10 protein-coding genes are annotated in these 14,472 nt (G+C 63.9%); 2 read left to right on the top strand and 8 right to left on the bottom strand.

Annotation, left to right across the window (positions count from 1 at the left end):
* Positions 1–3: 3 nt before the first annotated feature.
* Positions 4–2,088: a TonB-dependent siderophore receptor gene (locus PPN31114_RS08620; protein ID WP_246182438.1), complete on the bottom strand. Its 2,085-nt coding sequence runs from the start codon at positions 2,086–2,088 to the stop codon at positions 4–6.
* Positions 2,089–2,494: 406 nt separating this feature from the next.
* Here PPN31114_RS08620 and PPN31114_RS08625 point away from each other — a divergent pair, with 406 nt between their 5' ends.
* A complete protein-coding gene (locus PPN31114_RS08625; protein WP_150678972.1) occupies positions 2,495–3,280 on the top strand; it encodes an AraC family transcriptional regulator in 786 nt (261 codons plus the stop codon).
* Between the two features lie 43 nt (positions 3,281–3,323).
* On the opposite strand, the gene PPN31114_RS08630 is transcribed toward PPN31114_RS08625, so the two are convergent.
* Genes PPN31114_RS08630 through PPN31114_RS08650 form a run of 5 tightly spaced genes read right to left on the bottom strand, consistent with a single transcriptional unit; the run spans position 3,324 to position 10,963 of the window.
* Positions 3,324–4,106, bottom strand: coding sequence for an ATP-binding cassette domain-containing protein (locus PPN31114_RS08630; protein WP_246182439.1), 783 nt, complete (start codon positions 4,104–4,106; stop codon positions 3,324–3,326).
* A gap of 6 nt (positions 4,107–4,112) precedes the next feature.
* Positions 4,113–5,774, bottom strand: coding sequence for a cyclic peptide export ABC transporter (locus tag PPN31114_RS08635; RefSeq protein WP_150678974.1), 1,662 nt, complete (start codon positions 5,772–5,774; stop codon positions 4,113–4,115).
* A 43-nt stretch (positions 5,775–5,817) separates the two neighbouring features.
* Positions 5,818–7,905 carry a Fe(3+)-hydroxamate ABC transporter permease FhuB gene (gene fhuB, locus PPN31114_RS08640; RefSeq protein WP_246182440.1) on the bottom strand — a complete coding sequence of 696 codons (2,088 nt, stop codon included), beginning with the start codon at positions 7,903–7,905 and terminating at the stop codon, positions 5,818–5,820.
* Positions 7,902–8,819, bottom strand: coding sequence for an ABC transporter substrate-binding protein (locus PPN31114_RS08645; RefSeq protein ID WP_150678975.1), 918 nt, complete (start codon positions 8,817–8,819; stop codon positions 7,902–7,904). Before PPN31114_RS08645 ends, fhuB begins: the two co-directional genes overlap by 4 nt.
* Positions 8,813–10,963 (bottom strand): TonB-dependent siderophore receptor, encoded by a 2,151-nt coding sequence (locus PPN31114_RS08650; protein WP_150678976.1) that lies wholly within the window; start codon positions 10,961–10,963, stop codon positions 8,813–8,815. Before PPN31114_RS08650 ends, PPN31114_RS08645 begins: the two co-directional genes overlap by 7 nt.
* Positions 10,964–11,262: 299 nt before the next feature.
* On the opposite strand from PPN31114_RS08650, the gene PPN31114_RS08655 reads away from it, so the two are divergent.
* Positions 11,263–12,054 carry an AraC family transcriptional regulator gene (locus PPN31114_RS08655; protein ID WP_150678977.1) on the top strand — a complete coding sequence of 264 codons (792 nt, stop codon included), beginning with the start codon at positions 11,263–11,265 and terminating at the stop codon, positions 12,052–12,054.
* A gap of 13 nt (positions 12,055–12,067) precedes the next feature.
* Here the strand turns inward: PPN31114_RS08655 and PPN31114_RS08660 are convergent, their stop codons facing one another.
* Both PPN31114_RS08660 and PPN31114_RS08665 read right to left on the bottom strand, forming a co-directional pair.
* A complete protein-coding gene (locus PPN31114_RS08660) occupies positions 12,068–13,162 on the bottom strand; it encodes a GntG family PLP-dependent aldolase (RefSeq protein WP_150678978.1) in 1,095 nt (364 codons plus the stop codon).
* Entirely contained in the window at positions 13,159–14,466 is a 1,308-nt protein-coding gene (locus tag PPN31114_RS08665; RefSeq protein ID WP_217426923.1) for a dicarboxylate/amino acid:cation symporter, read from the bottom strand. Before PPN31114_RS08665 ends, PPN31114_RS08660 begins: the two co-directional genes overlap by 4 nt.
* Between the last annotated feature and the right edge of the window lie 6 nt (positions 14,467–14,472).

The raw sequence follows: 14,472 nt of genomic DNA on the forward strand, positions 1-14,472 counted from the left end.
CGCTCAATAGTCTGCCCGCAGGGTAAGCATGAAGTTGCGGCGCTGCCCGTACTCGCCGTAGAACGACGACGGCACCCGCGCGTAGTACTCACGATCGAACAAATTGTTCACATTGAACTGCGCTTCAAGGCGGCGGTTAAAGCGATAGGCAACCATCGCATCCCACACTGCATAACCGCCCTGCACGGCCACCGGCGTGCGATACGTGGCGCTTTGCACGCGCATGCCGCCGCCCAGACGCAACCCGTTGAGCACCCCATCCGAGAAGCGATACGTCGTGTACAGCTTGAACAAGTGCTGCGGCTCTTCGCCGTCGAGCGACTGACCGGCTTGCCGCGGATCGTTTTCGAAACGCGAGTTCAGCAGCGTGTAACCGGCATAAACGTTCCAGTTACGGGTGATCTGGCCGTTCACTTCGGCTTCCCACCCTTGGCTTCGCGCCGAGCCTGCCGCCACCGAGCCGGTCGGATGCAGGGGGTCGGCCACCGCGCGGTTGGTGTCCGTCATACGGAACGCCGCCACGGTCGCATTCAGGCGGCCGTCGAGAAACGCGCCCTTCATCCCGATTTCGTACTGCTGGCCTTCACGCGGCGCCAAACCCTGCCCATCGAACGTGGTGGCGGTTTGCGGCGCGAATATCTTCGAATAGTTGAAGTACGCATTGATCTGCGGCGTCAGCGCCAGCACGACACCGCCGTACGGAATGAACTTGTGATTAGCACGCGACGTCGTGGTCCAAGGCGTCTCGGTCGGGAGCAGGTTCTGACTCTGCTGCTGATACCACGCTTCACGTCCGCCCAGCACGACGGTCAGTGGGTCGAGCACACGAATACGCGCCTGCCCGTACACCCCGAATTGCTGCATGCGCAGGTTGTTGCCGGAATCGAACGGAATATCCGGCTCCACGCTCGGCGGCGCAAACACGCTGAAGTTGCCCAGACTCTCATAACCCGACAGGCTGCGCTGCTGCGTCATTTGATAGTTCAACCCGACCATCCATTCATGCTTTCTCCCGAACGCCTCGACCGGCCCCGAGAGATGCGAGTCGACGCCGAACAGGTTGTTCTCCATGCGCTGCGACTGCCCGGCGTAGTTGGCCGTGAAGGTGACGGGGTTGATGCCCGGGCCGAGGTACGCGTACTTGCTGTTGCTCAGCAGATGACGATAGTTGACCGTCGTCGTCGACACGACGCCACCGTCGAAGCGATGTTCGAGCCGCGCGTTGACTTCCTGCATCGCGGTCCAGCTGTAATTCCAGTCGGGCGCGAAGTTGGAATTGACCGGCGCGGTCAGGAATTTGCCGTTGGTCAGCAACGACTGCCCGTAGTCGAACGCGTCGAGCGGATTGACCTGATACGAGCCCGACAGCGAGAGCAGCGTGCGCGGCGTCAGGTCGAATTCGAGCGCGCCATAGGCCAGGAATTTGCGTTCACTGGCGCGCGTAATCGATTTGTTGCCGGTGTCGCCGGTGAGCACCGCACGGCCGCGAATCGTGCCGCTTTCGTTGAGCGGGCCGGTGACGTCGATCATCTGACGGTAGTGCGCCCACGAACCGAGCGACGTCTCGCTGCGCACTGCGAAGGTGTCGCCCGGGCGCTTGCGCACCAGATTGACGGTCCCGCCCGGCTCGCCTGTGCCGTCGAGCAAACCGGCCGGACCCCGGAAGACTTCCACGCGGTCGTACATCGACAGATCGAACTGCGGCTGGTACTGAATGCCGCTCAGAATCGACACGCCGTCGAACTCCACGCCGACGTTGTAACCGCGCGCATTGAAGTAATACGTGCCGTCGCCATAGTTCACGGCGGTAATGCCCGTGGTGTATTGCAGTGCGTCCGCCACCGAGGTCATGGCCTGATCGTCCATGCGTGCGCGCGTGACGACCGACACCGAGTTCGGAATGTCTTTGAGCGCCTGCGGCGTCTTGCCGATCGTCGTCATCGACGTGCCATACGAATCCGAGGCTTCGGTTTGCATATCGCGCGGCGCACTGACGGTGGTCGCAGGCAATGCGGTGTCCCCGTCCGCTGGTGCGGACACGGTGGACGGCTGTGCCTGCGCGGCAGCAGCCGCAGTGAGCATCAACATGGCGAACGCCAAAGGCGTGTAGCGGAACGCGCGGTGCGGCGGTTCTGCCTGCGCACCGTCAGACAAGCGGCCCCGAGCCGCACGACGAGATTTGTAATGCTGATTCGTTTGCATCGTTGACAACACTTCCCCTTGTTACCGGCTTCAAGCCGGCTGATCGATGATTCGTGACGCTGGGTGTTTTGTAGTGACTAGTAGTGACGGCTGCGCCAGCCCCAAAAGGGAAAATCCCGCTACACTGGCGGAAATATCGCAAATGAGACTCATTACTAAATTTGCGTGTGATCCGGCGCAACACATTGATGGCTATGGAGAATATCGGGTTCAGAAAACGCAAGGACGACAATAAATGTCGATTTTTTGACATTCGGCGTCTGATTGGCGACACCCGAAAACGGCAACCGGCATGAACGAATTTTTACGCAAGCGATTCCCCGATTCGGTGCGCCCGCTGCCTCGCGATGTCTATGCACAGGTCATGACTTATCGCCATGGCGAGCGGCTCGTTTGGCACCGTCATCGGCATGGTCAACTGGTCTTCCCGTTGCGCGGTGTCGTCCGCGCCCTCACCCCGTTGGCGATCTGGACGCTGCCCCCCACGCGCGCGTTGTGGCTGCCCTCGGATGTCGAACACGAGTTGCACGCGGTGGGCGAGACGCAAATGTGCAACGTCTACGTCGAACCGAAACAGTTTCCGTGGGACTGGACGCGGCCCAATGTGATCGTCGCCACGCCGCTCATCCGCGAGTTGGCCGCGACCGTCAGCCGTGAAGGCGACAGCTATGGCCCCACGAGCCGCGCGGCCTTGTCGGTGCCTCCGTTGATGGGGGTGTTGCGAGCGGCCACGCCGATGCCCGAACGTGGCGTGCCGGTGCCGCGCGACGCGCGTCTGCAAGCCATTTGCGAACATCTGATGAACGACCCCGGCAGCAAACTGACGCTCGACTTCTGGGGTGAACAATTCGGGGTGAGCGCTCGCACGCTGGCGCGCCACTTTCAGGCGGAAACCGACATGACGTTCGTCTCGTGGCGTCAGCACTTGCGCGTTGCCGAAGCCATTTCGCAACTTGCGCAAGGCGCGTCGGTGGCCGCCACGGCAGACGCGTTCGGCTACGCGAGCGCGAGTGCCTTCATCGTCATGTTCAAGCAAATTACGGGGCATACCCCGCAGCGTTATCTGGCCGATGCCTGAACGCATCGGCCTGCCGTCGCGACGTTCATCGCGTTCATCGGGTTTAGCGCGCGTAACTCACCGGCATGCCGCCGTCCGGATTCGGCAGCACGCCCATCGGCACACCATAGATGGTTTGCAGCGTCTGCGGCGACATGAGTTCTGCGGGAGTGCCGCGAGCAATCGGCTTGCCTTGTTTGAGTGCGAGCAACGAATCGCAAAAGCGCGCGGCCATGTTCACATCGTGCAACACGATCACCACGCCAAGTCCGTGAGTGTCAGCCAGTTCACGCACCAGCTTGAGCACATCGAGTTGATGCGACACGTCGAGGGCTGACGTCGGCTCATCGAGGAGCAGGCACTGCGCTTGCTGCGCCACGAGCATTGCCAACCACACGCGCTGCCGCTCGCCCCCGGAGAGCGATTCGACAAGCCGGTCGGCAAACATCGCCACATCGGTCTGCGCCATGGCGTTGTGCACGGCCTCGTGGTCTTTGGCGTCGAAACGGCCCAGCGCGCCGTGCCATGGATAGCGTCCCAAGGCGACCAACTCCGTCACGGTCATGCCCGCGGCTGCGGGCGGTTGCTGCGGCAGATACGCCACGCGCCGGGCAAACTCGCGCGTGCCCCACGACGCCAGCGCGCGGCCTTCAAAACGGATCTCTCCGCCCGTCGGGGAGTGTTGCCGTGCAAGCAGTTTGATCAGGCTGGATTTGCCCGAGCCGTTATGGCCAATCAGCCCATGCACCTGCCCACAGGCAAGTTGCAGCGAGAGCGGTGCGAGCAGCGTGCGGCCTTCGACCGCGAAAGCGACCTCGTGCAGGTCGAACATTGGCGTTTGTGTCATAAGCATTCAGGAGGGAGTGCCAGCAGCGCCTGCGTCTGCACCATCAGTCACAGAAGGTGACTGGGGCGCGCGCAGCCGTCCATAGTCGAGTTGAATCAAACGATCGGCCAGATCGAAATAGCGGTCGTCGTGCGTGATGACGAGCACCGTCTTACCGCGCGCCTTGAGGGCGGGCAGCATCTGCCGGTAGAAAACATCCTTGAAGAGCGGGTCCTGATCGGCGGCCCATTCGTCGAAAACGTAGAACGGACGGTCTTCCAGATACGCCACGAGCAGCGCCAGCCGTTTGCGCTGTCCTTGCGAGAGGTCGAGCGTGGAGAAGCGGCCGTCTTCAATCGTGACTTTATGATCCAGTTGCAGCGCCTTCAGCAGCGCGCTCGCTTGGGCATCCAGTCCGTCGGCGGGTAAGCCGAGCAAGTGTTCGAACAGGAAGAAATCGCTGAACACCACCGAAAACCGTTGGCGATAACGATCCCGCCCCGCTTCATCGACCGGCTCGCCGTCCACGGTGATGTAGCCCTGCTCCGGCGCATACAGCCCGACGATCAGCTTCGCGAGCGTCGTCTTGCCGCTGCCGTTACCGCCGACCAGATAGACCAGCTCGCCGGGACGGAACGTCAGGCTGATTGGCCCGAGCGTGAACATCTCGTTCTCTTGCTCGCGGTAGTAGCGATGCGTCACGCCTTCGAGCGCAATCTCGTGGAACGTCGGCGTCTCGGCTGTGGATAGCGGCGGCAGCAATTCGCGCGGTAATTCGCTCTCGACTTGGGCGATGCGCTCGAAGGCCACACGCGCCGTACCCAGCGCGGGCAGCGACGAGAGCACGCCCTCGATCGGCATGATCATGTACAGAAACACCAGCGCGTAGCCTGACACCACTGCCGGGGGCAGGTCGACATGGCGCAACACCACGAACAACGTCAGGCCAATGAACGCAAACAGAATGAAGCTGCCCCAACTCGCAGCAGCGGCATACAACACGTAGCCACGCGTGCGCTGTACGCGCACAGCTTCCACGTTCTCGGCAAGCCGGTCTTCGATGAACGCCTCGCGGCGGCCGCGATGCAGCTTCAATTCCTTCGCGCCGTCGAAGAGTGCGCGGAAGTCCTTCACCAACGACTCCTCCCGCTTACGCGAGCCGCGCAAATGCAGCAGCGCGCGCGTGTTCGCCATGCGAAAGCCCGCCGCGCCGATGAGGATCGTGACCACAGCAAACACCAGAATCTGCCACGACAGATAGCCGAGATACACGAGGCAGCCTGCGATCACAGCCCCCTGCATAGCCAGCACCGGCAAGCTCACGAACAGCACTACGACGGCGTCGAGATCCTGCGTGAGCACGGCAAGCGCACGCGCAATGCCGTGCCGCTCCAGACTTGCATAGGGCGCGCCGCCAATGCGGCGCAACACCTGCATGCGCAGGGTCGCCTTGGCCCGTTGGCCCAGCGACATGAACAGCGTTTGCGAGAGCGCGCGCGTGACCAGCACGAGCACGCCGAGGCCGAGGAATTGCAGGCCGAGCGCGCCCAACTGCTCGCGCGACGCCGTCAACGCCTGATTGATGAGCGCGACGAGTCCGGCGTTGCCGAAGCCGCTCACGAGACTGCCGATGAACGCGATGGACAAAGGCCATCGGCTGGATCGCACAAGTTGCCAAAACAAGGACATAGGAGGAGGACCTCTCTCTTTTCTTATGTAATTTGCGGGGACTTCATGCCACCTGACGACGCAGATGCCACAACAGATAAGGCGCGCCGATCAGCATGGCGAGCACGCCCGCAGGCAACTGCTGCGGGAACATCAGATTTCGGCCGAGCCAATCGGCCACCACCATGAGCAATGCGCCGGCCACGCCTGCCGCCACCGCCTGCGAGCGCGCTTTGCCGAACCCGGCCAGACGCGCCAAATGCGGCGCGAGCAGGCCGACAAACGACAACGGGCCGATCACTAGCGTCGCCACTGCGCTCAGCGCCGCCGCGAGACACCAGAGCCACAAGCGCGTGCGGCGCACGTCGACGCCGACCGCGCGAGCCGTGGCATCGCCCATCGGCAACAAATCGAGCCAGCGCGCCGCTAGACAGGTGAGCACCAATCCGACAAGCGACGCGACGATGGCCCCGATGGCAACGCCCTGCCCCACGAGGTAAGTCAGGCCCAGCATCAGCGAGCGCAGCAAGAACGCATTGGCATTGCCGCTGGCCGTCGCCAGCGCCACAAGCGACTGCGCCATGCCAGAGATGGCGACCCCGGCCAGCAACATGCGCGTCGGCGAGAAGCCGCCGCGTCGCGCGAGCGCAAGCATGACGACGAGACTGATCGCTGCCCCCGCAAACGCCGAACCGAACAGCAGCGACGCGCTCGGCGAGAGCACCGTCCACGTCACGGCCAGAATGCCGAGCATCGCCCCGCCGCTCACGCCGAGCAGTTCAGGGCTCGCCATGGGATTCGCACTCACGCGTTGCAACAACGTCCCGGCCAGTGCGAGCGCAAGCCCCGCCGCAGCCGACGCCATCATGCGCGGCACACGCCACGGCCAGACGTCCGCCCACTGCGCGGCAGTCGCCCATTGCCAGCCGTCGAGCGTGCGTCCGAAATGCAGCGTCGCCCAGACGATGCAAGCGCCGCCGATGAGCGCTGCCGCCAGCCAGCGCCACGGGTGATGCGCGCGCGCTGGCGGGGCGACGTCAGTGGCTGCGATCTCACCAGCCCGCGTGCGGCGCAACAGCCACAGGAGCAACGGTCCGCCGAAGAGCGCCGCCGCCGCGCCCGTCGGAATCACCGCGCCGTCGAGCAACGGCAGGCACTGCACCACCTGATCGGTGAACATCAACATCAACGCGCCCACGACCGGCGCCCAGCGCAATTGATCGCTCAAACGGCGCGCCCCGGCTAAGCGCACCAACTGCGGCCCAGCAAGCCCCACGAAACCGATGACCCCCACGGTGCTCACGATGCACGCCGAGAGCACGACCGCCACGCCCAGTCCCGCCGATCGAATCCACGCCACGCGTGCACCGAGTTGTCCGGCGCTGCGATCGTCGAGTGCGAAGAGCGTGAGCGGGCGCAGCAGCAGCCACGCCGCCACAGCGCCAATCGCCACGCGCGGCACCAACCACAACGTGTCGTGCCAGCCGTTCTGCACCATCGACCCCGCTCCCCACGCGAACACGCCCACAAGCGCGCGCTCGTGTGTCATCGACAGCATGATCGACAGTCCGCTGAAATACAGGTTGACGACCATGCCCGCGAGAATGACCGGGATGGCGGCAAAGCGGCTGCGCCACGTGAGCGCCATCACGATGGCAATGGCGAGCGCCGCACCGCCAAACGCCACGCCCGCGCGCCATGTCAGCGCGAGCCACGGCATCCAGATCGCAGCCGCCGAGAGCGTGAGCGACGCGCCCGACGCCACCCCGAGCGTGAGCGGTTCGGCCAGCGGGTTGCGTAACACTTGCTGGAACATCACACCGGCGAGCGCCAGCCCGCCGCCTGCGAGCGCTGCCATCGTCAGTCGAGGCAGCCACGCGTAGCTCACGAGCAAGCCCGACATGGCGGCGGCTGGCGATTGCCCGCTCGCGTCGACCGACGCGCCGCCATGCACAAGCGCTTGCCAGACGAGCGAGGCAAACGCTGCCGTGTCGATACCGACCGGTCGCAACGAGGAGAACGTCCAGACCATCAGTGCCAGTGTCGGCAGGCCGATCACTGCGGCGAGCCGCCACAGGTGACGCTCAGTGCCAGCGCGATCGGTGCCTTGCGCTCCGGCCATCAGTCCACGGGAAGTATTCGGCGCGCTCATGCAGCACCTCCTGTGAGCGACTGCGTCAGCACTTCCGCGAGTCGCAGCGCCGTCGGTGTGCCGCCCGTGGGCAGCATCATCGGCAGACGGCTGACGCGCTGTCCGCGCACGAACGGCAACGCTCGCCACAACGGGCTACCCTCCAGCAGCGTCTCCACCATCGGCGACGTGCCGATGAGCATGGCGCGCGCCGAAGGCATGCCGCCCAGTTGCGTGTAATCGACCTGCGCCATGCCTTCGCCATCGCTCGGGCGCTGCCACGCGTTTGTGAGACCGAGCGCGCCCAGCGTGCCGCCGAACACGCTTTCGCGGCCAAAAACAGCACTTAAGCGCGTATCGAGCGGCGACAGCAGATAGACCGGGCGCTGCGCCGCGTCGTGTTGCGCGATGCGCTCGCGGCATTTCGCGAGCGACGCATTCGTCTGGTCGATCAACTGCGCGGCCTGTTGCGCTCGCCCGAGCGCAGCCCCCAACGCTAGCGCACGACGGCATGCGAGCGCGTAGCCGTCCTCATGCGGGGTCGGTGCCGGTGCCATGAACAGCGGCGCGATGCGCGCAAGGTTATCGCGCAGCGGCGCGTGGGCTGGCGTGATGACGATCAGGTCGGGGCGCAGCGCCTGCACCACTTCAAAACTCGGCTGGAACAGCAGACCAACGTCCACCACGCTCGACGGCATTTCCGGCGTGCCTGCCAGCGCGCGGTACCACGGCGGGCGCGATACCCCCACGGGCACGACACCGAGCGCAAGCACCTGCGCCGCCAAGCCCCAATCCAGCACCACCACGCGCGGTGTTTTCTCCGCGCTCGATGTCAGTGCCGTGGCGGCACGCGCCACCGTCGGCATCAGCGCACCAACGCCAAACGCCGCCAAGAGGCGGCGTCGGGCGGCAAACGACTTTCGTTGCATCACCATTGATATCGGGCAGTCCCTAAGACAGTTCTCGTCGCGCCCCAGTAACAGAGGAACGAGTTCGTGCAATACGAGATGTATTCACGGTTAAACAAGTTGCTGACGTTCACGGCAAAGCGCCACTGCTGCCAGTCGTAGTGCACCGCGGCATCGACCAGCGTGCGGCTCGGCACTTCGAACGAGTTCGCAGCATCGCCCGCCGACGAGCTCGTGTACCGGACACCGGCACCGAACCCGAGATTGCGCAGCGGACCTTCGTGCATCGTGTAGTCGGCCCAAAGCGCCACGTTGTTGCGCGGAGCAATTTGCGGACGCTTGCCCTGTGCCGTCGTGCTTTGCAGATTGACCTGATTCAGATACGTGTACGACGCAATCACCATGAGATCGCGCGTCAGATTGGCGCGCGCCTCGGCTTCGATGCCGCGCGAACGAATCTCGCCGGTCTGCGTCGGGAACTGCGGGTGCGCCGGGTCGGTCACGCTCACGTTCTCTTGACGCAAATCGAAGGCCGACAGGCGGAAAGACGCGTTGTATTGCTTCGGCTGATAACGCACCCCGATCTCATATTGCTTGCCCTGCGTGGGGTTCAGCGGCGCGCCGGAGTACGTCAGGCCAAGCACGGGGGCAAACGACTTTGCGTAGCTGACGTACGGTGCCAAGCCGTTGTCGAACGCATAGGCCAGACCGGCACGCCACGTGAACGCGTGGTTATCGGCCTCGCTCTTCGCGCCATTGACCACCGAGCGCGTGGTCGCCCAGTCTTCACGCATGCCGAGCGTGAGCACCCAGCGCTGATAGCGAAGTTCGTCCTGCGCGTAGAGCCCGGCCTGTGCGAGCGACACGTCGAGGCGCGTATCTGCGGGCACACCGGTGAGCGACGCGTAGTTCGGGTTGAACAAGTCGAGTTGCCCCGCGAGCGCACCGCCGTAGTTGTCGCCTTCGAGCACGCGTCGATAGTCGAAGCCGAACAGCATCGTGTGCTCGATCGGCCCCGTCGCAAACTTGGCTTGCGCGTTCGTATCGATCTGCCACTGGCTCACGTGTTCGTGATCGGTGTTGCCCCACATGTAGACCGTGCGCTGATCTGCGTTGAAGCCGCTCGTGACCGACGTCTGGTAGTAGTTCTGGTCGATATGCAGATAGCGCGCGTTCTGCGAAATGCGCCACGTATCGTTCAGTTGCTTCGCGAATTGATAGCCGAACCAGTACTGCGTGCGTTGCATGCCGTCGCGGTTCGGATCGCCGAAGTATTGATCGGGCCCGAGACGCCCGTTCGGGTTCGCAAACAGTGTGCCGCTCGCTGGCACCGGGTTGAACAGGCCGCCTGCCGGGTCGCGCTGATAACCGGCGAGCAGCGTGAACGACGTGTCGCGATCCGGCTTGAACGTGATCGACGGGGCGATGGCCAAGCGCTCGTCCTTGATGGCGCTGACTTGCGTTTTGGCATCGCGCGCCAGACCGACCACGCGGTAAAGCACGGTGCCGTCGGCATTGACGGGGCCGCTCAGGTCGAACCCGGCCTGATACGTGTTGTGATTGCCGATTTGCAGCGTGATCTCGTGCTGCGCCTGTTCGGTCGGCAGCTTGCTGGTGTAGTTGACGAGACCGCCCGGGTTGCCCTGCCCGTAGAGCACCGACGACGGCCCGAACATCACGTCGATGCGATCGAGCAGGTACGGATCGACGCGTGCCGTGGCAAATCGCGGCGATTGGAACAGCGCCAGCCCGTCGAGATAAGCATCGATATCGAAGCCACGCGCACGAAGTTGGTCGAAGCGCACGTCCGTGCCGTCTTGCGTGTACACGCCGGTCGTGTAGCGCAGTGCCTGATCGATGGTGATCGCGCCCTGATCGTCCATTTGCTGCCGCGTGACCGTCGAAGTGGCCTGCGGCTGCGTGAGCGTATCGGCATCGGTTTTCGTCGCCGTGCGCATGCGCTTGGCGACGTAGCCACGTCCCGGGCCCGTGGCGCTCTCCACGAGCGCCGAGTCGGTCACCTGCGTGGTCGACAAGACCGTGGTGGCCTGTCCGGTGGCGGTGGTGCCCGCGTTCGTCCCCGGCGAACCTGCCGACGCTGCCGCCGCAGCAGCCTCGTCAGCCGCCCAACCTTGCTGCGCAAACACCGCACTGCCTATCACCAATGCCATGGTGGTCAGGCGTCGGGCATTGGCCCGCTTCCCCGTATTGTTCTGATTCACTTTGCCGATCTTCCCGCGTCAGAGCCATTCCGCTCGAATGAGTTTAAATAAATGAGACGCATTACTATTATCACTCGTATTCGTCCCTAAACCGCCATGGCTATTGGTAGAATACCGGGGAACTTTTTGCTGTGAATCACAAAAAATGTTGAGAAAAGGACATTTTTTGTCCATTTCTCTAAGCTTTGGCTGGCTGGCCCGTCTTGATGCGGTGCCCGGTCAGGTCGACGGCCTGTTGGGAAGACGCCATGAAGGAACTGTTACTACGTCGCTATCCGCAAACGCGTCGGCATTTGTCGCGCGATGTGACGTTCGTGGGTGTGGAGTGCGAGGACGGCGAGCGTCAGCCGTGGCATCAGCATCAGCACGGTCATGTGGTGATGGCATTGCGTGGTGTGGTTCGTGTGCTCACCCCGGCGCACACGTGGACATTGCCTGCGTCGCGCGCGCTGTGGCTGCCGCCGAATACCCCGCATGAATTGCATGCCGTCGGACGCATGCAGTTCTGCACGATCAGCATCGAGCCCGGTTCGGTGTCGTGGCTATGGCCCAATGCCCTCGTGCTGACCGTGGGGCCGTTATTGCGCGAGCTTGCTGTCGACATGCTCGCCGATGGCATGCACTACGCGCCGGACAGCCGCACTGCCCTCTCGGTGCCGTTGCTGCTGCGTCTGCTGCGCGAAGCTGCCGCCCCCGGCGAACATGGCTTGCCGCTGCCGAGTTCGGCGAAGTTGCTCGCGATCTGCGAGCACATGATGATGGCGCCGTCGACCGACTATTCGCTGGAGCGCTGGGGAGAAGAAATGGGAGCGAGCGGCAAGACACTGGCGCGCCGCTTCAAAGATGAGACCGGCATGACCTTCGGCCGGTGGTGTCAGCACATGCGCGCCTCGGAGGCGATTACGCGACTCGCGCTCGGCGCGTCGGTGGGCGATGTGGCGCTCGCGCTCGGCTATCAAAGCCCGAGCGCGTTTATCGTTATGTTCAAGCGCCTGTTCGGACGCGCACCGCAGCAGTATCTGGCGATGGCTGAGCGCTAGGCGCTCGCTTCATCTAATGCGTGCCGATCAGCGGCGCCGCCTTCGCTGCAAACGCTTCGCGAATCGAGGCGATAGCCGCGACGGTTTCATCGATATCGTCGTCGCCGATATGACGGTGCGTGACCAGCCGCAGCATCGACTGTCCGCTCGCACGCGCCAGAATGCCGTACTCGGCAAGCGCCGCCTCCCACGCACGCGGATCGCTCTCACGTTGCTCACCGACGCGAAGCCGCACGATATTGCTGCGCGAGGCCACCGAATCGACGAGCAGCGGATCGATCTCCGCAAGCCCCGTCCACAGCCGCTGCGCGCGCTGATTGTCGTCGGCCAGACGCGCGATCATCGTCTCCATCGCGACCTTGCCCGCCGCCGCCATGATGCCCGCCTGACGCAGTCCGCCCCCGACCATGCGCCGGAACGTGCGCGCCTGTTCAATCAAAGCGTGCGAGCCCACGAGCATCGCCCCCATCGGCGCAGACAATCCCTTCGACAGACAGAACGTCAGGCTTTCGCAATGTGTGGCAATGGCCGCAGCATCCACACCGAGCGCCGCCGCCGCGTTGAACACGCGCGCGCCGTCCAGATGCACCGGCACGCCCGCGCGCGACGCCAGCGAATGCACGTCGGCCAGATACGCCAGCGACGGCACGTACCCGCCGGAGTGGTTATGCGTCGACTCCACGCCGACCATCGCCGTGGGCTGCCCATAACGCGAAAAGCCGGGGCGCAGTGCCCCGGCAAGTGCATCGAGATCCATTTCACCGCGCACCGACGGCACGGTGACCGGATACAAATGCGCTAAGCGCGACATCCCCCCGGCCTCCGACTTGGCCATATGCGCTTGCGCGTCGATGACCGCCTCGCCGCCGCGTGTTGCGTGGCACAGCGAGGCGATCAAGTTACCCATCGTGCCGGAGACGACGAACATCGCCTCCTCTTTGCCCGTGGCCACCGCCGCGAGGTGTTCCAGTGCGCGTACGGTCGGGTCGCCCTCGAGCGTGTCGTCGCCGAGGGAGGCGGTTTGCATCGCCTCCCACATCAGTGCCGTCGGCCGCGTAACGGTGTCGCTGCGCAAATCGACGATGTGTTCGGTATTACGTTGGGTCATGCAGGAAACTCCTGACCGTGGGCATGGCTCGCCACAGCAGACTGACCGGCATCCGACTCAGCGAGGGCCGCTTGCACAGCCTCGGGCGACTCGTACGGAATACCGGCAAGCTTCATCACGAGCTTGATGGCCACGGTGTTGCTGAAAACGTTGATGGCGGTGCGGCCCATGTCGAGGAAAGCATCGACACCGGCAATGATGGCCAACGCCTCGATCGGCACGCCAATCGTGGTGAGCACCATCGCAATGGCGACGAGGCCACCCGACGGCACGTTGGCGCTGCCCTTGCTAGCCAGCGTGGTCACCAGCACGATCGAGAGCAGCGTCGGCATGTCGAGCGGCACGTGATACGCGTCGGCCAGAAAGCCCACGGCCAGTGCGAAATACATGATCGAGCCATCGCGATTGAAGGCGTAACCCAGCGGCAGCACGACGGACGCGATGGCCTTGGGCACGCCCATCGCGATGAGCTTCTCCATATGCAGCGGCAGCGTGGCTTCGCTGGAGCGGGTAGCGAACGCGAGAATCACGGGTTCACTGATCGCACGCGTGGTTGCCAACGGCTTCTCGCCAATGGCCTTGAGCAAGATCCAGAACAGCACCAGCAGCACGCCGAGCCCCAGATACATCGTGCCCACGAGTTTGACCAGCGCGAGAATCGTCCCGACACCTTGGGTCGCGAAGAGCCACGCGATGATCGCGAAAATGGCGATCGGCGAGAGCGAGATGATCCAGTCGGTGAGCTTGAACACCGCACCCATCAGTGCGTCGAGCACGCCGACGAGCGGCTTGGCACGCTCACCGATGGCCGAGAGCGCCATGCCGAGCAGCACGGCGACGACCAGCACCGGTAACAGATTGCTGCCGCTCATGGCCGCGAAGATGTTCGACGGAATCATGTCGAGGAAGAACTTCGTCCAGTCGACCGACGCCGCAATCGGCTTAGCCGACGCGTGCGCAGCGGCGAGATTCGCGCCGAGCCCGGGATGGAAGATGGCATTGAGCCCAAGGCCGATCACGATCGAGACGAGCGTCGCCACGAAGAAGTAGATCATGCTGATCGCCGACACGCGTCCGAGTGCACGCGCGTTGTGCCCCATCTGGTAAATGCCCAGCGTGATCGCGGTGAACACGAGCGGCACCACGATCATCTTCACGGCTTGCACGAACGCCGTGCCGACAGGCATGAGCTTCGTGGCAAGTGCCGGGGCGACCATGCCGCACCCGACGCCGAGGGCCAGACCGATCAGCATCTGAACGGGTAAGGGAATGAGACGTTTCTTGCTGGCAGAACGGGACGACATGACGGC

The sequence above is a fragment of the Pandoraea pneumonica genome (assembly GCF_902459645.1).
GTDB classification, from domain to species: domain Bacteria; phylum Pseudomonadota; class Gammaproteobacteria; order Burkholderiales; family Burkholderiaceae; genus Pandoraea; species Pandoraea pneumonica.